The sequence below is a fragment of the Pseudomonas sp. S150 genome (genome assembly GCF_004526365.1).
Taxonomy (GTDB): domain Bacteria; phylum Pseudomonadota; class Gammaproteobacteria; order Pseudomonadales; family Pseudomonadaceae; genus Aquipseudomonas; species Aquipseudomonas putida_A.
The window spans coordinates 1,555,574-1,574,723 of sequence record NZ_CP038207.1 but is presented as its reverse complement, the minus strand read 5'-3'; the positions used below and the strand labels follow the sequence as shown (position 1 = coordinate 1,574,723).

Annotated in this window: 19 protein-coding genes; 12 read left to right on the top strand and 7 right to left on the bottom strand. The window is 60.3% G+C overall.

All coding sequences use genetic code 11. The annotated features are described in order from the left end of the window. Positions 1-3: 3 nt before the first annotated feature. On the bottom strand, positions 4-963 hold the full coding sequence (locus E3Z29_RS07155) for a MerR family transcriptional regulator (protein ID WP_096795375.1): 960 nt from the start codon (positions 961-963) through the stop codon (positions 4-6). Positions 964-1,176: 213 nt separating this feature from the next. Between E3Z29_RS07155 and E3Z29_RS07150 the strand changes: the two genes are divergently transcribed. From E3Z29_RS07150 to E3Z29_RS07125, 6 genes are all read left to right on the top strand, one after another. Continuing rightward, positions 1,177-1,746: an antibiotic biosynthesis monooxygenase gene (locus E3Z29_RS07150; protein ID WP_098967238.1), complete on the top strand. Its 570-nt coding sequence runs from the start codon at positions 1,177-1,179 to the stop codon at positions 1,744-1,746. Between the two features lie 179 nt (positions 1,747-1,925). Further along, positions 1,926-2,636, top strand: a complete 711-nt coding sequence (gene folM / locus E3Z29_RS07145; protein ID WP_134785453.1) for a dihydromonapterin reductase — start codon at positions 1,926-1,928, stop codon at positions 2,634-2,636. 21 nt (positions 2,637-2,657) lie between these two features. Beyond that, positions 2,658-3,218, top strand: coding sequence for a GTP cyclohydrolase I FolE (gene folE, locus E3Z29_RS07140; protein ID WP_097090401.1), 561 nt, complete (start codon positions 2,658-2,660; stop codon positions 3,216-3,218). Continuing rightward, the gene (folX, locus tag E3Z29_RS07135) at positions 3,219-3,590 is read left to right on the top strand and encodes a dihydroneopterin triphosphate 2'-epimerase (RefSeq protein ID WP_007968040.1); all 372 of its coding nucleotides are present in this window, start codon (positions 3,219-3,221) and stop codon (positions 3,588-3,590) included. A 96-nt stretch (positions 3,591-3,686) separates the two neighbouring features. Then, complete coding sequence (locus E3Z29_RS07130) at positions 3,687-3,983, top strand: DUF1244 domain-containing protein (protein ID WP_115986687.1); 297 nt, start codon at positions 3,687-3,689, stop codon at positions 3,981-3,983. Continuing rightward, positions 3,976-4,314 (top strand): HopJ type III effector protein, encoded by a 339-nt coding sequence (locus E3Z29_RS07125; RefSeq protein ID WP_134785452.1) that lies wholly within the window; start codon positions 3,976-3,978, stop codon positions 4,312-4,314. The genes E3Z29_RS07130 and E3Z29_RS07125 overlap by 8 nt, the downstream gene beginning before the upstream one ends. Positions 4,315-4,496: 182 nt before the next feature. Here E3Z29_RS07125 and trxB read toward each other — a convergent pair whose 3' ends face one another. Continuing rightward, positions 4,497-5,459, bottom strand: a complete 963-nt coding sequence (trxB, locus tag E3Z29_RS07120) for a thioredoxin-disulfide reductase (protein WP_003221727.1) — start codon at positions 5,457-5,459, stop codon at positions 4,497-4,499. A 311-nt stretch (positions 5,460-5,770) separates the two neighbouring features. On the opposite strand from trxB, the gene cysZ reads away from it, so the two are divergent. From cysZ to E3Z29_RS07100, 3 genes are all read left to right on the top strand, one after another. After that, positions 5,771-6,529, top strand: a complete 759-nt coding sequence (gene cysZ / locus E3Z29_RS07110) for a sulfate transporter CysZ (protein WP_134785451.1) — start codon at positions 5,771-5,773, stop codon at positions 6,527-6,529. A 174-nt stretch (positions 6,530-6,703) separates the two neighbouring features. Then, the gene (locus E3Z29_RS07105) at positions 6,704-8,275 is read left to right on the top strand and encodes a family 20 glycosylhydrolase (protein WP_134785450.1); all 1,572 of its coding nucleotides are present in this window, start codon (positions 6,704-6,706) and stop codon (positions 8,273-8,275) included. A gap of 84 nt (positions 8,276-8,359) precedes the next feature. Then, positions 8,360-9,559, top strand: a complete 1,200-nt coding sequence (locus E3Z29_RS07100) for a glycosyltransferase family 1 protein (protein ID WP_134785449.1) — start codon at positions 8,360-8,362, stop codon at positions 9,557-9,559. 111 nt (positions 9,560-9,670) lie between these two features. Here the strand turns inward: E3Z29_RS07100 and E3Z29_RS07095 are convergent, their stop codons facing one another. The 3 genes from E3Z29_RS07095 to E3Z29_RS07085 all read right to left on the bottom strand — a co-directional run bounded on the left by E3Z29_RS07095 (position 9,671) and on the right by E3Z29_RS07085 (position 12,006). Further along, positions 9,671-10,774 (bottom strand): NADH:flavin oxidoreductase, encoded by a 1,104-nt coding sequence (locus E3Z29_RS07095; RefSeq protein ID WP_003221722.1) that lies wholly within the window; start codon positions 10,772-10,774, stop codon positions 9,671-9,673. Positions 10,775-10,915: 141 nt separating this feature from the next. Beyond that, positions 10,916-11,398, bottom strand: coding sequence for a glutathione peroxidase (locus tag E3Z29_RS07090; RefSeq protein ID WP_027610864.1), 483 nt, complete (start codon positions 11,396-11,398; stop codon positions 10,916-10,918). 122 nt (positions 11,399-11,520) lie between these two features. Continuing rightward, the gene (locus E3Z29_RS07085) at positions 11,521-12,006 is read right to left on the bottom strand and encodes a peptidylprolyl isomerase (protein ID WP_007968032.1); all 486 of its coding nucleotides are present in this window, start codon (positions 12,004-12,006) and stop codon (positions 11,521-11,523) included. Between E3Z29_RS07085 and E3Z29_RS07080 the strand changes: the two genes are divergently transcribed. The 3 genes from E3Z29_RS07080 to E3Z29_RS07070 are packed head-to-tail and all read left to right on the top strand — an operon-like array spanning position 11,975 to position 15,367. After that, positions 11,975-12,301 (top strand): DUF3565 domain-containing protein, encoded by a 327-nt coding sequence (locus tag E3Z29_RS07080; protein WP_096795392.1) that lies wholly within the window; start codon positions 11,975-11,977, stop codon positions 12,299-12,301. The genes E3Z29_RS07085 and E3Z29_RS07080 overlap by 32 nt on opposite strands. A 60-nt stretch (positions 12,302-12,361) precedes the next feature. Next, positions 12,362-14,461, top strand: coding sequence for a phosphate acetyltransferase (gene pta, locus E3Z29_RS07075; protein WP_098967230.1), 2,100 nt, complete (start codon positions 12,362-12,364; stop codon positions 14,459-14,461). Beyond that, on the top strand, positions 14,462-15,367 hold the full coding sequence (locus E3Z29_RS07070) for an acyltransferase (RefSeq protein WP_134785448.1): 906 nt from the start codon (positions 14,462-14,464) through the stop codon (positions 15,365-15,367). It abuts the gene before it with no gap. A gap of 711 nt (positions 15,368-16,078) precedes the next feature. On the opposite strand, the gene cysN is transcribed toward E3Z29_RS07070, so the two are convergent. Further along, positions 16,079-17,977 carry a sulfate adenylyltransferase subunit CysN gene (cysN, locus tag E3Z29_RS07065; RefSeq protein ID WP_027610861.1) on the bottom strand — a complete coding sequence of 633 codons (1,899 nt, stop codon included), beginning with the start codon at positions 17,975-17,977 and terminating at the stop codon, positions 16,079-16,081. Between the two features lie 9 nt (positions 17,978-17,986). Beyond that, on the bottom strand, positions 17,987-18,904 hold the full coding sequence (gene cysD, locus E3Z29_RS07060) for a sulfate adenylyltransferase subunit CysD (protein WP_098967227.1): 918 nt from the start codon (positions 18,902-18,904) through the stop codon (positions 17,987-17,989). Positions 18,905-19,150 lie beyond the last annotated feature (246 nt).

Genomic DNA, 19,150 nt, shown 5'->3' with positions numbered 1-19,150 from the left:
AATTCAGGTATCCAGCGTACCTGCGAGAAATTGCGTCATGCGCTGACGCATCGTCGCCCCTTCATTGCCCAGACAACCGATCGACGATCCGGCCAGACTGTCCTGTGCCAGATCGGCAGCGTCGCCGGCGAGCATTACCTGACAGTCGAGACTCAAGGCCAGTCGATTCAGACGGCGCGGCAAATCCGCGGTGGGGGCGTGGTTGGAAAAAAGCACCAGCGCCTGCGGCTTGATCCGCTCGCACACCAGCGCCAACTCATCGAATGGCTGGCCGGTGGTCAGCACCCGCACGCCCGCATCATTGCCACTGAGAAACAACGCGGCAACCAGTAGCTCGAGTTCACGACACTGACCGGCGAGCGCACTGACAATCACTTTGCGCGGCTGGGTGCCGCGCAGCGCGACGATCCGCTGCAACACCCGCGCCCGCAGGAACCCGTCGAAAAACAGCCACTCGCTGGTCTGCCCGAAGGCATCCTGGCGCTGCAACATCTGCAGCCACAAAGGCATGAGAATGTTCTGAAACACTACCGGCAGCGAGTAGGACGAGAAGATCTGGTTGTAAACCTGATCCAGCGCGCGGTCGTCGAACGAACTGACGGCCAATTGCACCTGCTGCTGCCATTGCGCGTAATCGGCCTGGACCAGATCATCGGGGATGATATGGGCCAAGGCTTTCAGCGGCTCGGTCCTCGCCAGGATCTTGCCGACCTTGCTCACGGCAACGCCGCGATCAATCCAGTCGACAATGCTGCGCACGCGCTCGATTTCGGTCATCGAATACAACCGGTGCCCGCTTTCGGTGCGCGTCGGCTGGATCAGACCGTAGCGGCGCTCCCATGCACGCAGCGTTACCGGGTTGACGCCGGTCAGCCGCGACACCTCCCGAATAGGGAACAACTCTTCGCGCTCAAGTGCGACAGAGGCCTGCGAGGCAGGGTTAGCGTCCGTGATAACAGCCATGGTGCTGATGTGTCCGCTCGGTAAATTTGGATCCCATTCTACATCCGATGCCCTCTGTCGGTTCAACCCAATAAACAGAGACGAAAGTCTCTGAAACTGTCATCAAAATCGGGAATAATCCTTGCTTGTTGAAAAGCGCAGACCCCCTACCCCGGTTTGCGCAATGCGAAACCTCCTACCCGGAGCGCCGCACTCGAAATATGGAGATACACAATGTCTACTTCCCCCGTCACGCTGATGGTTGCGCGTCGCGTCGCCGACGGCCGCTATCAGGACCTGATTGCCTGGCTGCGCGAAGGCGAACAACTGGCCACTGACTTTCCCGGTTATCTAGGTTCCGGCGTGCTCGCTCCGCCACCCGGTGACAACGAATTCCAGATCATTTTCCGCTTCGTCGACGAGCAGACCCTGCACGCCTGGGAGCACTCGGTCTCGCGTACCGCGTGGCTGGCGCGGGGCAGCGATCTGTTCGAGCATCCCAAGGAGCATCGGGTCAGCGGCATCGAAGGCTGGTTCGGCGCTGCCGGTCAACGGCCACCACGCTGGAAACAGGCCGTGGCGATCTGGCTGGCGTTCTTCCCGGTGTCGCTGCTGTTCAACTTTGTCCTCGGACCGCTGCTCGGCGAGATGAGCCTGCTGCCGCGAGTATTGGTCAGTACGGCGTGCCTGACGCCGTTGATGGTGTATTTCTTTATTCCACTGTCGACACGGTTGCTGGCGGGTTGGCTGAACAGCGTCCCGGCACCTCGACTGCCTGTTGAACCAGTGTCTCAAAACCGCTGAGCGCCCATGTGGGAGCGGGCTTGCTCGCGAAAGCGTCGTGTCAGTTGATGTATCCGTGCCTGGCACACCGCCTTCGCGAGCAAGCCCGGCTCCCACAAAAGCACAGCACCCGTCTTGCGATAGGTGGGCACCCCGCGTCACTGTTATAGTTTTTGCTCCAACCGCGACGCGAGCCGTTCATGTCCATATCCTCCGCCCCGATCCTCATCACCGGTGCCGGCCAGCGTGTCGGTCTGCACTGCGCACACCGTTTGCTTGAAGACGGCCATCGGGTCATCTTCACCTACCGCAGCGAACGTCCGGGCGTACAAGCCCTGCGTGATCTGGGCGCTGTCGCGGTGTTCGCGGACTTCTCCAGCGAAGCCACCATCCTCGCCTTCATCGATGAACTGAAAACCCACACCGACTGCCTGCGCGCCATCGTCCACAACGCCTCCGAATGGCTGGCGGAAACCCCGGGCAGTGAAGCCGAGGCCTTCTCGCGCATGCTCAACGTGCACATGCTCGCGCCGTATCTGATCAACCTGCACTGCGCCGACCTGCTCAAAGGCTCGACCCCGGCCGACATCATCCACATCAGCGACGACGTCACGCGCAAGGGCAGCAGCAAACACATCGGTTATTGCGCCAGCAAAGCCGGGCTCGACAGCCTGACCCTGTCCTTCGCCGCGCGCTACGCGCCGGCAATCAAAGTCAACGGCATCGCGCCGGCCCTGCTATTGTTCAATCCCGACGACGACGCGGCGTACCGCGCCAGGGCGCTGGCCAAATCCGCGCTGGGCATCGAACCCGGCAGCGAAGTGATCTACCAGAGCCTGCGCTATCTGCTCGACAACCCCTATGTCACCGGCACAACCCTGACCGTCAACGGCGGACGGCACGTCAAATAAGCTGCTGCGCGAGGATCTCCCATGACCCGTTCCCTGCCCGAGAATTACCGCGAGATCCTCATCGGCCTCGGCGAAGACCCCGACCGCGAAGGTCTGCTCGATACCCCGGTGCGCGCGGCCAAGGCCATGCAATACCTGTGTCACGGCTATGAACAGAGTGTGGATCAGATCGTCAACGGCGCGCTGTTTGCCTCCGACAGCGACGAGATGATCATCGTCGCCGACATCGAGCTCTACTCGTTGTGCGAACATCACCTGCTGCCCTTCATCGGCAAGGCCCATGTGGCTTATATTCCGACAGGCAAGGTGCTGGGGCTGTCGAAGATCGCGCGGCTGGTGGACATGTTCGCCCGGCGCCTGCAGATTCAGGAGAACCTCACCCGGCAGATTGCCGATGCGGTGCAGCAAGTCACCGATGCCGCCGGCGTCGCGGTGGTCATCGAGGCCCGGCACATGTGCATGATGATGCGCGGTGTCGAGAAACAGAATTCGACCATGAACACCTCGGTCATGCTTGGCGCCTTTCGCGACTCGAGCAACACCCGCCAGGAGTTCCTGCAATTGATTGGACGGAGCAAGTAAATGTCACAACTTCAACCGGGAATGGCGCGCATCCGGGTCAAGGATCTGCGCTTGCGCACCTTTATCGGGATCAACGAGGACGAGATCCTCAACAAGCAGGATGTGCTGATCAATCTCACGATCCTGTACGCCGCGCAGGAAGCGGTGCGCGACAACGACATCGATCACGCGCTGAATTACCGCACCATCACCAAGGCGATCATCGCCCACGTCGAGGGCAATCGGTTTGCGCTGCTCGAACGCCTGACCCAGGAACTGCTGGATCTGGTGATGACTCATGCTGCAGTGCTGTACGCCGAAGTCGAAGTCGACAAGCCGCATGCGCTGCGTTTTGCCGAGTCGGTGTCAATAACGCTTGCAGCGAGCCGCTAGCTTCAAGCTTCAAGCGGCAAGTTGTAAACTTCGTATCAACGCCACCCATCTTGCAGCTTGAAGCTCGTCGCTTGAAGCTGTCTCGCAGAGACTCCCATGACCGAGCAACAACGCCTCGAACTCGAAGCCGCCGCCTTCCGCCGGCTGGTCGCCCATCTGGACAGCCGCAAGGACGTGCAGAACATCGACCTGATGAACCTCGCCGGGTTCTGCCGCAACTGCCTGTCCAAGTGGTACAAGGCTGCCGCCGACGAGAAGCAGATCGAGGTCAGCCTCGACGACGCCCGTGAAGTGGTTTACGGCATGCCTTATGCCGAATGGAAAGCCCAATACCAGCAAGAAGCCAGCGCCGAACAACAGGCGGCGTTCGCCAAAGGAAAACCCAATGAGTGATCTGAACACCCTGCGCGCCAGCCTCAAGAGCGGCGAACACCTTTTCGCCGACACCCTGGCTTTCATCGCCGCCGGTTACGACTATCAGCCTCAGGCGTTCAACAATGGTGGCGTGGAAAACGCCGCCGGGCAGAACGAAGGTTCGTGCAAGACCTTGGGTCTGGCGCTACTGGAAGGCTTGAGCGATGAAGAAGCGCTGCTGGCATTCGGCGAGCATTACCGCTCGGTGGTGGCGACGCCTGAAGGCAGCGACCACGGCAATATTCGCGCGCTGATCAAGCACGGTCTGGCGGGTGTGAAGTTCAAAACGCAGCCCCTGACCCGTCGCTGATTTCCATAGCCAACGCCATCCCCTGTGGGAGCGGGCTTGCTCGCGAAGGCGCCGTGCCAGGCGACTTTTCTTTGTCTGACACACCGCTTTCGCGAGCAAGCCCGCTCCCACAGGGTTATGCGATGTAGCGGAAATACGGGCATAAAAAAACCGGCCGAAGCCGGTTTTTTTGTGTCTGCGATTTAGAACGAAGCGTTCTGCAGACCGTCCAGGTAACGCTCGGTGTCCAGTGCCGCCATGCAGCCAGCGCCGGCCGAGGTGATGGCCTGACGGTAAACATGGTCAGCCACGTCACCGGCAGCGAAGATGCCTTCAACGCTGGTGGCAGTGGCGTTGCCGTCACGGCCGCCCTGCACTACCAGATAACCGTCTTTCAGGGTCAACTGGCCTTCGAACAGCGAAGTGTTCGGAGTGTGGCCGATCGCGATGAACACGCCGTCGACTTTGATTTCGTCGAAGCTGCCGTCGTTGTTCTTCAGACGCGCACCGGTCACGCCCATGTTGTCGCCCAGCACTTCGTCGAGGTTGGCGTTCAACTTGAGGATGATCTTGCCTTCGGCCACGCGGGCGTTGAGCTTGTCGATCAGGATCTTCTCGGCGCGGAAGGTTTCGCGACGGTGGATCAGGGTCACGGTGCTGGCGATGTTGGCCAGGTACAGCGCCTCTTCAACAGCGGTGTTGCCGCCGCCGACCACCGCCACTGGCTTGTTGCGGTAGAAGAAACCGTCGCAGGTCGCGCAGGCCGAAACGCCTTTGCCCATGAACGCTTCTTCCGACGGCAGGCCCAGGTAGCGAGCGCTGGCACCGGTAGCGATGATCAGGGCGTCGCAGGTGTAAGTCGCGCTGTCGCCGGTCAGGGTGTACGGCTTGGCAGCGAAGTCCACGGCGTTGATGTGATCGAAAACGATCTCGGTTTCAAAACGCTCGGCGTGCTCGCGCATCCGCTCCATCAGGGCCGGACCGGTCAGGCCGTGCACGTCGCCCGGCCAGTTGTCGACTTCGGTGGTGGTGGTCAATTGACCGCCGGCCTGCATGCCGGTAATCAGCAGTGGCTTGAGGTTGGCACGGGCGGCGTAGACCGCAGCGCTGTAACCGGCAGGGCCGGAACCGAGAATAATCACTCGCGAATGACGGACTTCAGACATGACCTGCTCCTGTTGACCGGGCCGAAACACTGGCGCGGAACGCCGGACTGCCGGCGGGAATAAAAAAGGACTGTGGATAACCTTGGGGAAGGCATGAGCTCGACAGTCCTGTAAAAAGTTGGGTGCAGCGTATCGAGGGGGGCAAGATTAAGGAAATACGGATTAACAATCCAGCTCATAGGTGGTCTCTATACGCAGACTCCGACCAGATCGATGTCTTTGTTACAGTGAATGTCGATCGCTCTGCCGCGCTTTCGCACCTGTTGCAAAGTCGGTAAGGTCGGCGCGTTTTCCCTTGCTCGGAGCACCTTATGCCCGCCCCTGTTCTGTCTGGCCCGCAATACCTGCGCGAAGGCCTCAAACTGGTTCTCAGCCCGGGCCTGCGCCTGTTCGTGTTGCTGCCGCTGGCGATCAACCTGGTGCTGTTCGTCGGATTGATCTATCTGGCCGGCCATCAGTTCAGCCTGTGGGTCGACAGCCTGATGCCGTCGCTGCCCGACTGGCTGAGTTTCCTCAGCTACATCCTCTGGCCGCTGTTCGTGGTGCTGGTGGCGTTGATGGTGTTCTTCACCTTCACCATGCTCGCCAACGTGATCGCTGCGCCGTTCAACGGTTTCCTCGCGGAAAAAGTCGAAGTGGTGGTACGCGGCACCGATGATTTCCCGGCCTTCAGCTGGGGCGAACTGATCGCGATGATCCCGCGCACCCTCGCCCGGGAAATGCGCAAACTCGGCTACTTCCTGCCCCGGGCGATCGGCCTGTTCATCCTCTCGTTCATCCCGGTGGTGAACATCGTCGCCGCCCCGCTGTGGCTGCTGTTCGGCGTGTGGATGATGGCGATCCAGTACATCGACTACCCGGCGGACAACCACAAACTGGGCTGGAACGAGATGCTCGCCTGGCTGCGGCAGAAACGCTGGCAGAGCATGAGTTTTGGCGGGATCGTCTATCTGGCGCTGCTGATTCCGGTGGTGAACATTCTGATGATGCCGGCGGCGGTAGCGGGAGCGACGTTGTTCTGGGTACGCGAACAGGGAGAAAAGTCGCTGACGCCCCCGACAATCTCTTGAGCGATTCTGGCGCAGACGCCTCGTATCACCGTGGCCTCTGCGCTGCAACCTGTTACTTATGACAGTTGGCAGTTGCCAATTTCCAGCATCAACTACACCCTCGGCTGATCCGTCATCGAGAGTGTTCCTGTTGTCCGGTCAAGTGAAGCCTTCATCCATTTGGAGATTGCACTTATGACCAGAATTTCAGCTGCCAAACCCCGAGAACTCGTCAGCACGGAGTATCCCTGGCTTGAAATGAGCCCTTGCGTACTGTTCGCCACCGGCCACACCGGCGTCCCCTACAACATTCTCGCGACCACACGTATCTACATCTCTCACGAGAGCCTGCGTCCGCTGGCTACCCGCCTGGCGCAGGGTTTTGTCGGAGCCGCCGAGCTGACCACACCGCCAGCAATCGTGCTGATGTCGGGCTCACCGGAACAAGCAGGCAGCGGTGACGTGGAGCTGAGGCTTGAGGTTCCCGACACCAGCGGCGTGGTGATCCCCGTGCACGGAGAACCAGAGAAATACCGAATCGATGTCACAGCGTTCATTCGCGTTGCAGCGTCCAACCTGACGGCCATGGCGCGAGCACTCACGACGTTGCATAAAGCCGTCAGAATCTCAACCGAGCTGACGCGATGCAAAGTCATCGATGCCCCGGCTTTTGCCGAACGCTCAGTGATGATTGATATGGGGCGTCGGCAATTCACACCGGACTGGATGATCTGCCTGATTCAGGAAATGGCCTGGAACCAGCTCAACACCTTGCATTTGCACCTCACTGATAATGAGGGTGTCCGCGTCATCTTTCCTTCTTATCCTGACCTGTCGAGCAGCGATGCCTGGAGCGCCGCGGACCTCAAGCGCGTGCTCGACACGGCTGCCAGTTATTACGTTCAGGTGATTCCCGAACTGGACATGCCCGGCCACATGAACTGGATCCTGCGCAACCGACCAGAACTCCAGTTGAAACTGAGCAACGGAACGGTCGTCACCAAAGCCCTCGACTTCAGCCTTGCCGCCGCGAGGGCGTTCATGAAGACACTCTTCAGCGATTTGATGAACCTGTTCCCTGACAGTCGTTACATCCACCTCGGTGCCGATGAGTATTTTCTGAGCCCGATCACACCGGCAAATACCCCGCAACTGGCGGCCTACGCCCGTGCTGCGTCAGGCAATCCGAGCGCAACTTCGGAAGATGCCGTGCGGTATTTCGTCAACGATGTCGCAAACCTGATAAAGGGAAAAGGCAAAATCGCTCGCGTCTGGAACGATGGCGCCGTGCAAACGGTTCAACACATTACGTTGGATAAACAGGTGCAAATCGAGTGCTGGAGCATATGGGGCAGCGTTCGCGGGAATTTGAACGTGAAGGATCTGGTCGACTCCGGGTACAGCGTCATCAACGCACACGGTGACTTTTACTTTATCGTCAACCGGAGCTGGGACAACCTCCATCACCCCCTGCACTCACCACGCGGGATCCACGATGTGTGGCGCCCCAACCGGTTCATGGACGAAGCGGGAAACAAATACACCGAGATTGCCGTAGGGCATCCGGCAATGGTCGGGGGCGGCATTCAGTTGTGGATCGAGCGACCGACCTTCAGCTCCCCCGAGGAAATGTGGACTCAACTGGGACCCTGGCTATTGCCGCTAGGCCAGCGTACCTGGGGTTCACCGCCTGCCGTCGAGCGCTTCAGAAACCTGCCGCTTCTGTCACGCGTCATGCAAACTCCACCGCCCGTACCTTGGTGGTGATGCCTGGCTGACGCCTGCACGAGCACTTCAACCGCCGTCTGGGCAGCAGTCATAAATCCATCATCCGAACGTCACAAGCACGACATGGCCTCAGCCGACACTGAGGTCATGACGACAGCTCTGCATATCACTCTGATCAGCGAAACCTTCCCACCGGAAATCAACGGGGTGGCCAATACCCTTGGTCGCTTGTGCGATGGCTTGCGCGCGCGTGGGCATCAGGTGGAACTGGTGCGACCGCGCCAGGCGGGCGATCCGCAGCGCGTCGAGGACGATGCCTTGCTGTTGTGTCGAGGCTGGCCGTTGCCGGGTTATCCCGGGCTGCAATGGGGACAGTCGTCGATGCACAAGCTGCTGCGGCGCTGGAAGCGTCATCGCCCGGACGTTTTGTACATCGCCACCGAAGGCCCGCTCGGTTTGTCGGCGTTGCGTGCGGCGCGACGCCTGGGGATCTCGGTGGTCAGCGGTTTTCACACCAATTTCCAGCAATACACCCACCAGTACGGACTGAGTTTGCTGACGCGCTTGCTGACCCATTATCTGCGCTGGTTTCACAATCGCTCGGCGATGACCCTGGTACCCAGTGTCAGTCAGCGCCTGGAACTGGAGCGTCGGCATTTCAACCGACTCGCCCTGCTCTCCCGCGGCGTGGACAGCCAGCTGTTTCACCCGGCCAAGCGCCTGAACGGATTGCGTGAGCAATGGGGCCTGAGCGAGCACGACATCGCGGTGATTCACGTCGGCCGGCTGGCCCCGGAAAAGAACCTCGGCCTGCTCAAGCGCTGCTTCGACACCCTGTGCCGCACTTATCCACAGCGCAAACTGAAGCTGATCGTGGTCGGCGACGGACCGCAACGGCCTGCGTTGGAAAAGGAGCTGCCCGAGGCGATCTTCTGTGGTTCACAACGCGGCGAAGCGCTGGCGGCGCACTATGCGTCCGGCGATATCTTCCTGTTCCCGAGCATGACCGAAACCTTCGGCAATGTGGTGCTGGAAGCACTGGCGTCAGGGCTGGGGGTGGTGGCGTACGATCAGGCTGCGGCAGCGCAGCACATTCGCCACGGTTACAACGGCGTGTTGGCGATGCCCGGTGATGAACAAGCGTTCTGCGATGCGGCGGCGTGGTTGCTGGAGGAAGATGAGACCTTGCGTTGCGTGCGCCTGAATGCGCGCCAGCATGCCAGTCGCCAGGGGTGGGCGGCGATCATCGAGCAATTTGAAAAGCACTTGCGTGGCGCGTGTGTGCGGGAGCGGGTGTTGCCGAATGCGCAGACATTGCCTTAGATCATCGTCGACTCTGATGCCCTCTTCGCGAGCAAGCTCGCTCCCACATTTGGAATGCATTTCAAAATGTGGGAGCGAGCTTGCTCGCGAAGGGGTCGGTAATGGCGACGCTTAAACCAGGGTCATCAACGCCTCACGGCTGAACGGCAGAATATCCTGCTCACGCCCTTCACGGACTTTCAGCGCCCAGTCCGGATCCACCAGCAGCGCACGGCCCACTGCCACCAGATCGAACTCGTCGTTGTTCAGACGCTCCAGCAGTTTCTCCAGGCTTGCCGGTTGTGCGACCTTGTCGGTGTTGACCATGAACTGCAGGAACTCGCCGTCCAGGCCGACGCTGCCTACGGTGATGGTCGGTTTGCCGGTCAGTTTGCGCGTCCAGCCGGCCAGGTTCAGCTCGGAACCGTCAAATTCAGGCTCCCAGAAACGCCGCGTCGAGCAGTGGAAAATGTCCACCCCGGCGTCGGCCAACGGCTTGAGGAATTCGCCCAGCGCCTCCGGGGTCTGCACCAGACGCGCGGTGTAATCCTGCTGCTTCCACTGCGAAAAACGGAAGATGATCGGGAAGCCTTCACCGACTGCCGCGCGCACCGCTTGAATCAACTCGATGGCGAAGCGCGAACGGTTGGCCAGGCTGCCGCCGTATTCGTCGGTGCGCTGGTTGCTGCCTTCCCAGAAGAACTGGTCGATCAGATAGCCGTGGGCGCCGTGGATTTCCACGCCGTCCATACCGATGCTTTGCGCATCCTTCGCCGCTTGGGCGAAAGCACCGATCACGTCTTGAATGTCCTGCTTGGTCATGCCGTGGACCACGACCTGACCATCCTTGAGTTTTTCCGTCGGGCCGTAAGCCGGGACGCTGGCGTCCGGCTCGGTGCCGATGCGGCGCACGCTGCCGACATGCCACAGTTGCGGAACAATCTTCCCGCCCTCGGCATGCACCGCGTCGACGACTTTTTTCCAGCCGGCCAGTGGCGCTTCGCCGAAGAACTGCGGCACATTCGGGTAACCGTTGGAAGCCTTGTGACCGACGGTGGTGCCTTCGGTGATGATCAGGCCAACACCGGCCGCAGCGCGGCGACGGTAGTACTCGATCACTTTGGAATTGGGTACGCCACCCGGGGAAAACGAGCGGGTCATCGGCGCCATCACCACGCGGGTCGGCAGTTCGAGGGCACCGAGGTGGAACGGTTTGAACAGGGCTTGCACCGGCATTGGAAGGCTCCACAGGGAATGACTTTATGACGGCGATAATATGAACAGTCAGCGCCTTTTAACAGCACTATTGATTTGAATGATTAAGGGTCAAAAGTCAGGCAAAAAAAATCGCAGCTCGATGGCTGCGATTTTTGTGTTTCAGCCCAGCGCTTTTTCAATCGCGTGGACAATGGTCGGATCATCCGGCGGCGTGCGCGGCGAGAATCGCGCCAATACCCGGCCATCCTTGCCGAGCAGGAATTTCTCGAAGTTCCAGGTGATATCCCCCGGAAACTCCGCGCCCTCGCCCGCCAGCAAGCGGTATAGCTGATGACGATCATGGCCGTTGACTTCAAGCTTGCTCGACAACGGGAACGTCACGCCATAGTTCAGGCTGCAGAACTCCTGGATTTGCTGTTCGGTACCTGGCTCCTGACCGGCAAACTGGTTGCACGGCAGGCCCAGCACACTGAAGCCCTTGCCCTTGAATTGCTGGTAGAGGTTTTCCAGCGCCGCGTACTGTGGGGTCAAGCCGCATTTGGAGGCGACGTTGACCACCAGCACGACTTGGCCTTTGAAAGGCGCCAGCGGTAGCTCCTGACCATCCAGGGCTGTCAACTTAAGGTCGTGAAAAGCACTCATGACGGACTCCAGATTCCCGTGTTCTACTCGAAACAGCCACTTGGCGAGAGCACCAAGGACAGCCGCGGACTAAAAAGGCGCCCGCAGGCGCCTCTCCAGTACTCGAAGCTTAGCGCAGAAAATCAGTGGTGATGGCCACCTTCGCCATGGACGTGGCCATGAGCGACTTCTTCCTGGCTGGCGTCACGGATAGCAACGACCTTCACTTTGAAGTTCAGGCGCTGACCGGCCAGTGGGTGGTTGCCGTCGACGGTGACGTCGTCGCCGTCCAGGTCACGGATGGTCACGATCTGCATCTGGCCATCCGGCGCCGAAGCGTGGAACTGCATGCCGACTTCCAGCTCGTCAACGCCTTCGAACATGCTGCGGCTCAGGGTGCTGACCAGCTCGGCAGCATATTCGCCGTAAGCGTCTTCCGGCTCAACGGACACTTCCAGCTCGTCACCAACAGCTTTGCCTTCCAGAGCTTTTTCCAGGCCCGGGATGATGTTGCCTGCGCCTTGCAGGTAGACCAGCGGAGCGCCGCCGGCGGAGCTGTCGATGACCTCACCAGCGTCGTTGGTCAGGGTATAGTCGATGGAGACAGCCTTATTGGCGGCGATCAGCATGGGGCGAGACCTTTTGCAGAAGAATATAGAAAGGCCAAGTTTAGCGAAGCAATCGCGCGAAAGCGAACACAACCCGGACAAACGGGATTCGACAATCGCCGGCTTCCATCAGGATGAAGACGGTCACTGGGTGGCCGAGCTTTCCTGTGGCCACACCCAGCACCTGCGTCACCAGCCGCCGTGGCAATCGCGGCCATGGGTCCTGGACCCGGCGCAACGTATTGAAAAAATAGGCCAACCCTTTGACTGCGGTTGGTGCGCACAAGGCTCGGTTAGCGATAACCTTGGCGACTGAATTGCGGTAGGCGGTCACGTATAGATCGCCACCATTGCCATGCACCTTTAGAGAATCCGCATGCAAACTTTTTTTATCGCGCCCACCGATTTTGGCGTGGGTCTGACCTCCATCAGCCTCGGGCTGGTGCGTACCCTGGAGCGGGCCGGACTGAAAGTCGGCTTCTTCAAACCGATTGCCCAGCCGCATCCGGGCGACACTGGTCCTGAGCGCTCCACCGAACTGGTAGCGCGCACCCACGGCCTGAAACCGCCGCAGCCACTGGGCCTGGCCCATGTCGAGCGGATGCTCGGCGACGGTCAGCTCGATGAGTTGCTCGAAGAAATCATCGCCTTGTATCAGCAAGCTGCCATCGGCAAAGACGTGCTGGTAGTCGAAGGCATGGTGCCGACCCGCAGCGCCAGCTACGCCGCGCGGGTCAATTTGCACCTGGCGAAAAGCCTGGATGCCGAGGTGATTCTGGTCTCGGCCCCGGAAAACGAAGTGCTTGCCGAACTCTCCGGCCGCGTGGAATTGCAGGCGCAATTGTTCGGCGGCCCGAAAGATCCAAAAGTCCTCGGCGTAATCCTCAACAAGGTCAAGACCGAGGAGAGCATGGACGCCTTCGCCACGCGCCTCAAAGAGCATTCGCCGTTGTTGCGCAGCGGTGATTTCCGCCTGCTCGGTTGCATTCCGTTCCAGCCCGAACTCAACGCACCGCGCACCCGTGACGTCGCCGACCTGATGGGCGCGCAGGTGCTCAACGCCGGCGATTACGAAACCCGGCGCATGACCAAAATCATCATCTGTGCACGGACCATGCGCAACACCGTGGAGCTGCTCAAGCCCGGCGTACTGGTGGTGACCCCGGGTGATCGCGACGACATCATCCTCGCGGTCAGCCTCGCGGCACTCAATGGCGTACCGCTGGCCGGGCTGTTGCTGACCAGCGACACCCTGCCCGATCCACGCATCATGGACCTATGCCGTGGCGCGTTGCAGGCCGGTCTGCCGGTGCTGTCGGTGAGCACTGGCTCCTACGACACCGCCAACCTGCTCAATGGCCTGAACAAGGAAATCCCCATCGATGACCGCGAGCGTGCGGAGATCATCACTGACTTCGTCGCCAGCCATCTCGACGCGAAATGGCTGCATCAACGCTGCGGCACGCCGCGGGAAATGCGCCTGTCACCCGCGGTATTCCGCTATCAACTGATTCAACGGGCGCAGTCGGCGAACAAACGTATCGTCCTGCCCGAAGGCAGCGAGCCGCTCACCGTGCAAGCGGCAGCAATCTGCCAGGAGCGCGGCATCGCCCGTTGCGTGTTGCTGGCCAAACCCGAAGACGTCGAAGCCGTGGCCCGTGCGCAAGGTATCGAGTTGCCGCCGGGGCTGGAGATCCTCGATCCGGATCTGATCCGCGAGCGCTACATCGAGCCGATGGTCGCCCTGCGCAAAAGCAAAAGCCTCAACGCGCCGATGGCCGAACAGCAACTGGAAGACACCGTGGTGATCGGCACCATGATGCTCGCGCTGGATGAGGTCGACGGCCTGGTCTCCGGTGTGATCAACACCACCGCCAACACCATCCGCCCGGCCCTGCAACTGATCAAGACCGCACCGGGCTGTACGCTGGTGTCGTCGGTGTTTTTCATGCTGTTCCCCGAAGAAGTGCTGGTCTACGGCGACTGTGTGATGAACCCGCACCCGAGCGCCGCCGAACTGGCGGAGATCGCCCTGCAAAGCGCTGATTCCGCAGCAGCATTCGGCATCACCCCGCGCGTGGCGATGATCAGTTACTCCAGCGGCGAATCGGCCAGCGGTGAAGAAGTCGAGAAAGTCCGCGAAGCCACCCTGCTCGCCCACGAGCAACAGCACTCGCTGCTGATCGACGGCCCGCTGCAATACGACGCCGCTGCCAACGCAGACGTTGCCCGGCAACTGGCGCCGAACAGCCAGGTGGCCGGTCGCGCCACGGTGTTCGTGTTCCCCGACCTGAACACCGGCAACACCACCCACAAAGCCGTGCAGCGCAGCGCCGACTGCGTCAGCCTCGGCCCGATGCTGCAAGGCTTGCGCAAACCGGTGAACGACCTGCCGCGCGGCGCGCAGGTCGACGACATCGTCTACACCATCGCCCTGACCGCGATTCAAGCCGCCAACCGACCTATGGATGTGTAAATGCTGGACTTCCTGCCCGCCCCGATTCGCGGCGTGATCGCCGCGCTGCTGTTGGCACTCAATACGATTCTGCTGTGCTCGTTCCTGTTCTGCGTCGCGCTGATCAAAGTGCTGCCCTTCGACCTCGCCCGCCGCGCCTCACTGTGGCTGATGAGCCACACCCACGAAGCCTGGATCAGCAACAACAAAGGCTGGATGAACCTGGTGCGCCGCACCCGCTGGCACATCAGCGGCCTGCAAGGTCTGGACTATCAACACTCATACCTGATCACCAGCAACCACCAGAGCTGGGTCGACATTCTGGTGCTGCAATACGTGCTCAACCGCCGGATCCAGCCGCTGAAATTCTTCCTCAAGCAGGAGCTGATCTGGGTTCCGGTGATCGGTCTGGCGTGGTGGGCGCTGGGCTTCCCGTTCATGAAGCGCTACTCCAAGGCGTACCTGGAAAAGCATCCAGAGAAGAAAGGCAAAGACCTGGAAACCACGCGCAAGACCTGCGCGAAATTCCGCAACCACCCGGTGGGGATTTTCAACTTCGTCGAAGGCACGCGCTTCACCGAAGGCAAACATGCGCAACAGCAGTCCCCGTTCAAATACCTGCTCAAACCCAAGGCTGGCGGCATCGCCTTCGTGCTGGACGCGATGGGTGAGCAACTGGAGTCGATCGTCAACGTGACCATCCACTATCCGGGCGGGCGTCCGGGTTTCTGGGATCTGCTGTGCGGCAACGTGCGCGACGTGGTGGTGCACTTTGAAGAGCTGAAAATCCCGCCGGCCTTCATCGGCAAGAACTACGACCAGGACGGTGAGTATCGCCTGCAATTCCAGGGATGGATCAATCAGCTGTGGCAGGACAAGGATGCGCTGCTGGAACAGATGCACCGCGAATTCGCAGACAAACGTTAATCCCCTGTAGGAGCGAGCCTGCTCGCGATAGCGGTGGAACAGCCACTCCCAATGTTGAACGACATACCGCTATCGCGAGCAGGCTCACTCCCACAGTTGGATGGAGTGCATCAGTTAGAGCTTGGTCGGCTGTGAGGCCGCCTTCGCGAGCAAGCCCGCTCCCACAGTTTGAAACCGGTGTATTCAGGTAGAGATTGGTCGGCTGTCAGGCCGCCATCGCTGGCAAGCCAGCTCCCACAGGAAAAACTAAAGCCAGGCGCACGCTTTTCACCACTCAAATGGCCGAGTGTCAGCTCGCCGAAAGCTCTTGATCTTGATCCACGGGCGACGTCGGAAGGCTGAGCGTAGGGATTGATCCGGGGGTGGGAGCGCAGCGACCGTTTGGCGCAGCCAAACACAGCGAGAGGAGGTGTAGCGAAGCAAACCGTAGGCGCTGCCCCCCGGATCAATCCCGCAGCGAAGGGACCCCGAGCCCCAGCGAGCGGGCCGAACGCAGGAGCAAGCGTTTTTGGTTACTTTTTAGGCGTTTGTAAAAAGTGACCCGCCGTAAGGGCGGAACCCTAAGAAGCCGTTACCGCAGCAACGGATATACACCCAAAACCCCCAGAGCATGGTCAGCCCAAAAGCCGCCACCGCCGAAAACCAAATGCCCCCCAATAAAAAACCCGCCGATGATCACTCATCCGCGGGCCTTTCATTTCCGGCTAAAGCTTAAATCGCGCCACGCTTGCGCAGCAGATCCAGCACCTGCTTGACGCTCTCTTCCAACGACAGCGACTGCGTGTCGATCACCAGATCAGCATTCAGCGGCACGTCATACGGGAACGACTCACCCGGAATATTATCGCCACCCGCAGCATACAAGCCCTGCGGATCACGCTCGGCACACACCGCCGGCGAGGCCTGCACATAAACCGTCAGCAGACGCTCCTTGCCGATCAGATCCTTGGCCTGCTCGCGACCTTCGGCGCTCGGCGCCACAAACGCCGCCAGAGTCAACAGACCCGCCTCGTTGAACTGACGCGCCACATGCGCAGCACGCCGCCAGTTCTCGGTACGACCGGCACGATCCTGCGGCAGCCCTTTGTTCAGGTCGTGACGCAGATTCTGACCATCGAGCACAAACACCGCACGGCCCATGTCGAACAGCTTGCGCTCGACCGCGTAGGCCAGCGTGCTCTTGCCCGCGCCCGACAGGCCGCTGAACAGCACGGTCGCTGGCTGCTGGCCGAAACGCTGGGAACGTTCCTCAGTGGCAACGTGAGCCAGTTTGCCGTGGTGCGAGGCAGTCCCATGAGCCACTGGCTGAGCGACGATCATGCCGGCGCCGACGGTGCCGTTGGTCAAACGGTCGATGACGATGAACGCGCCGGTGGTGCGGTTGCTGTCGTAACCGTCGAGGGCGATCGGCGCGTCGAGCGCGATCTTCACCTTGCCGATTTCGTTGAGCTGCAACGCGCTCGCCGGGCCTTCTTCGAGGGTGTTCACGTCGACCTTGTTGACGATGCTGGCAATCGAGCCCGGCACGTAACTGGTGGCGCGCTTGATGTCGTATTTCTTGCCCGGCAGCATCGGCTCTTCAGCCATCCACACCAGCATCGCTTCGAAGCTGTCAGTGACCGGCGGCACGTTGTCGGCATGCACCAGCAGGTCGCCACGGGAGATGTCGATTTCATCTTCCATGGTCAGCGTCACCGCTTGACCCGGGCCGGCCTGCTCCAGCTCACCTTCGAAGGTGACGATGGATTTGACGCGGCTGCTCTTGCCCGACGGCAGAACCACCACTTCGTCGCCCTTGTGCACGATGCCGCTGGCGAGGGTGCCAGCGAAACCGCGGAAGTTCAGGTTCGGACGGTTGACGTACTGCACCGGGAAACGCAAATCGGTGAAGTTGCGGTCGCCCGCCACTTCCACGGTCTCGAGGATTTCCATCAGCGACTGGCCTTTGTACCAAGGCGAGCGCTCGGACTTGTTCACTACGTTGTCGCCCTTGAGGGCAGACATCGGCACGAAGTGCATGCTGGTCGGCTTCATCTTCAAGCCTTCGGCGAACTTCAGGTAGTCGGCCTTGATCGACTCGAACACGCCTTCATCGAAGTCTTTCAGGTCCATCTTGTTGATGGCGACGACGATGTGCTTGATGCCCAGCAACGAGGCGATGAAGCTGTGGCGACGGGTCTGGGTCTGCACGCCGTAACGGGCGTCGACCAGGATGATCGCCAGGTCACAGGTGGACGCACCGGTGGCCATGTTGCGGGTGTACTGCTCATGGCCAGGGGTGTCGGCGATGATGAATTTGCGTTTGGCGGTGGAGAAATAGCGGTAGGCGACATCGATGGTGATGCCCTGCTCACGCTCAGCCTGCAGGCCATCGACCAGCAACGCCAGGTCGATGTCGTCACCGGTGGTGCCGACTTTCTTCGAATCGCGAGTGATAGCTTCCAGGTGATCTTCGTAGATCATCTTGGAGTCGTGCAGCAGGCGCCCGATCAGGGTGCTCTTGCCGTCATCGACGTTACCGCAGGTCAAAAAGCGCAGCAGCTCTTTACGTTCGTGCTGGCCCAGGTAGGCGAGGATGTCCTCGCTGATCAAATCAGATGCGTGCGACATGACAACCCCTTAGAAATAACCCTGACGTTTCTTGTCTTCCATCGAGCCTGCGCCATCGTGGTCGATGACCCGGCCCTGGCGCTCGGAAGTTCGCGTCAGGAGCATTTCCTGAATGATGTCCGTGAGGCTTTCGGCCTCGGACTCCACCGCGCCCGTCAACGGGTAGCAGCCAAGGGTACGGAAACGCACTTTCTTTTTGACGATGCGTGCCTTGTCCTCGTCGGACAGGTGTTCAAGGATACGGTCGTCGTCGATCATGATCAGCGTGCCGTTCTTCTCGATCACTTCGCGCTCGGCGGCGAAGTACAGCGGCACGATCGGGATGCCTTCGAGGTAGATGTATTGCCAGATGTCCAGCTCGGTCCAGTTCGACAACGGGAACACACGAATGGATTCGCCCTTGTTGACCTTGCCGTTGTAGACGTTCCACAGCTCAGGGCGCTGGTTTTTCGGGTCCCAGCGGTGCTTGCTGTCGCGGAACGAGTACACGCGCTCTTTCGCGCGGGATTTCTCTTCATCGCGACGGGCGCCGCCGAACGCGGCGTCGAAACCATGCTTGTCGAGCGCCTGTTTCAGGCCCTCGGTCTTCATGATGTCGGTGTGTTTGGCGCTGCCGTGGGTGAACGGGTTGATGTTCTGCGCCACGCCATCGGGGTTGATGTGGGTGATCAGGTCCAGGCCCAGCTCTTCGACCATCTTGTCGCGGAACTTGTACATCTCCTGGAATTTCCAGCGAGTGTCGACGTGCATCACCGGAAACGGCAGTTTGCCCGGGAAGAACGCCTTGCGTGCCAGATGCAGCATCACGGCGGAGTCTTTACCGATGGAGTACAGCATCACCGGGTTGTCGAACTCGGCGGCCACCTCGCGGATGATGTGGATGCTTTCCGCCTCCAGCTGTTTCAGATGCGTCAGTTTGTCGACCATGGCTACTCACGAAAGCTTTCTTATGAACGGCCAGCGGGCCGTGTTCGAGCGGGGAATCCTAGCACAGCGACCTCTTCTAATCAGGACGCCTACTAGATCGAAAGGGCATATGAATATGCCCACCCGTTTGGGCACCCACCCCTTGTAGGAGTGAGCCTGCTCGCGATAGCGGTGTATCAGTCGCCGCTATGTTGAATGTGACAAAGCTATCGCGAGCAGGCTCACTCCTACAGGCGAAATGCGGTG

Bases quoted from the DNA above. Each gene is read 5' to 3' on its own strand.
- E3Z29_RS07155 (WP_096795375.1), bottom strand. From the start codon at position 963: ATGGCTGTTATCACGGACGCTAACCCTGCCTCGCAGGCCTCTGTCGCA.
- E3Z29_RS07150 (WP_098967238.1), top strand. From the start codon at position 1,177: ATGTCTACTTCCCCCGTCACGCTGATGGTTGCGCGTCGCGTCGCCGAC.
- folM (WP_134785453.1), top strand. From the start codon at position 1,926: ATGTCCATATCCTCCGCCCCGATCCTCATCACCGGTGCCGGCCAGCGT.
- folE (WP_097090401.1), top strand. From the start codon at position 2,658: ATGACCCGTTCCCTGCCCGAGAATTACCGCGAGATCCTCATCGGCCTC.
- folX (WP_007968040.1), top strand. From the start codon at position 3,219: ATGTCACAACTTCAACCGGGAATGGCGCGCATCCGGGTCAAGGATCTG.
- E3Z29_RS07130 (WP_115986687.1), top strand. From the start codon at position 3,687: ATGACCGAGCAACAACGCCTCGAACTCGAAGCCGCCGCCTTCCGCCGG.
- E3Z29_RS07125 (WP_134785452.1), top strand. From the start codon at position 3,976: ATGAGTGATCTGAACACCCTGCGCGCCAGCCTCAAGAGCGGCGAACAC.
- trxB (WP_003221727.1), bottom strand. From the start codon at position 5,459: ATGTCTGAAGTCCGTCATTCGCGAGTGATTATTCTCGGTTCCGGCCCT.
- cysZ (WP_134785451.1), top strand. From the start codon at position 5,771: ATGCCCGCCCCTGTTCTGTCTGGCCCGCAATACCTGCGCGAAGGCCTC.
- E3Z29_RS07105 (WP_134785450.1), top strand. From the start codon at position 6,704: ATGACCAGAATTTCAGCTGCCAAACCCCGAGAACTCGTCAGCACGGAG.
- E3Z29_RS07100 (WP_134785449.1), top strand. From the start codon at position 8,360: ATGGCCTCAGCCGACACTGAGGTCATGACGACAGCTCTGCATATCACT.
- E3Z29_RS07095 (WP_003221722.1), bottom strand. From the start codon at position 10,774: ATGCCGGTGCAAGCCCTGTTCAAACCGTTCCACCTCGGTGCCCTCGAA.
- E3Z29_RS07090 (WP_027610864.1), bottom strand. From the start codon at position 11,398: ATGAGTGCTTTTCACGACCTTAAGTTGACAGCCCTGGATGGTCAGGAG.
- E3Z29_RS07080 (WP_096795392.1), top strand. From the start codon at position 11,975: ATGGAGACAGCCTTATTGGCGGCGATCAGCATGGGGCGAGACCTTTTG.
- E3Z29_RS07085 (WP_007968032.1), bottom strand. From the start codon at position 12,006: ATGCTGATCGCCGCCAATAAGGCTGTCTCCATCGACTATACCCTGACC.
- pta (WP_098967230.1), top strand. From the start codon at position 12,362: ATGCAAACTTTTTTTATCGCGCCCACCGATTTTGGCGTGGGTCTGACC.
- E3Z29_RS07070 (WP_134785448.1), top strand. From the start codon at position 14,462: ATGCTGGACTTCCTGCCCGCCCCGATTCGCGGCGTGATCGCCGCGCTG.
- cysN (WP_027610861.1), bottom strand. From the start codon at position 17,977: ATGTCGCACGCATCTGATTTGATCAGCGAGGACATCCTCGCCTACCTG.
- cysD (WP_098967227.1), bottom strand. From the start codon at position 18,904: ATGGTCGACAAACTGACGCATCTGAAACAGCTGGAGGCGGAAAGCATC.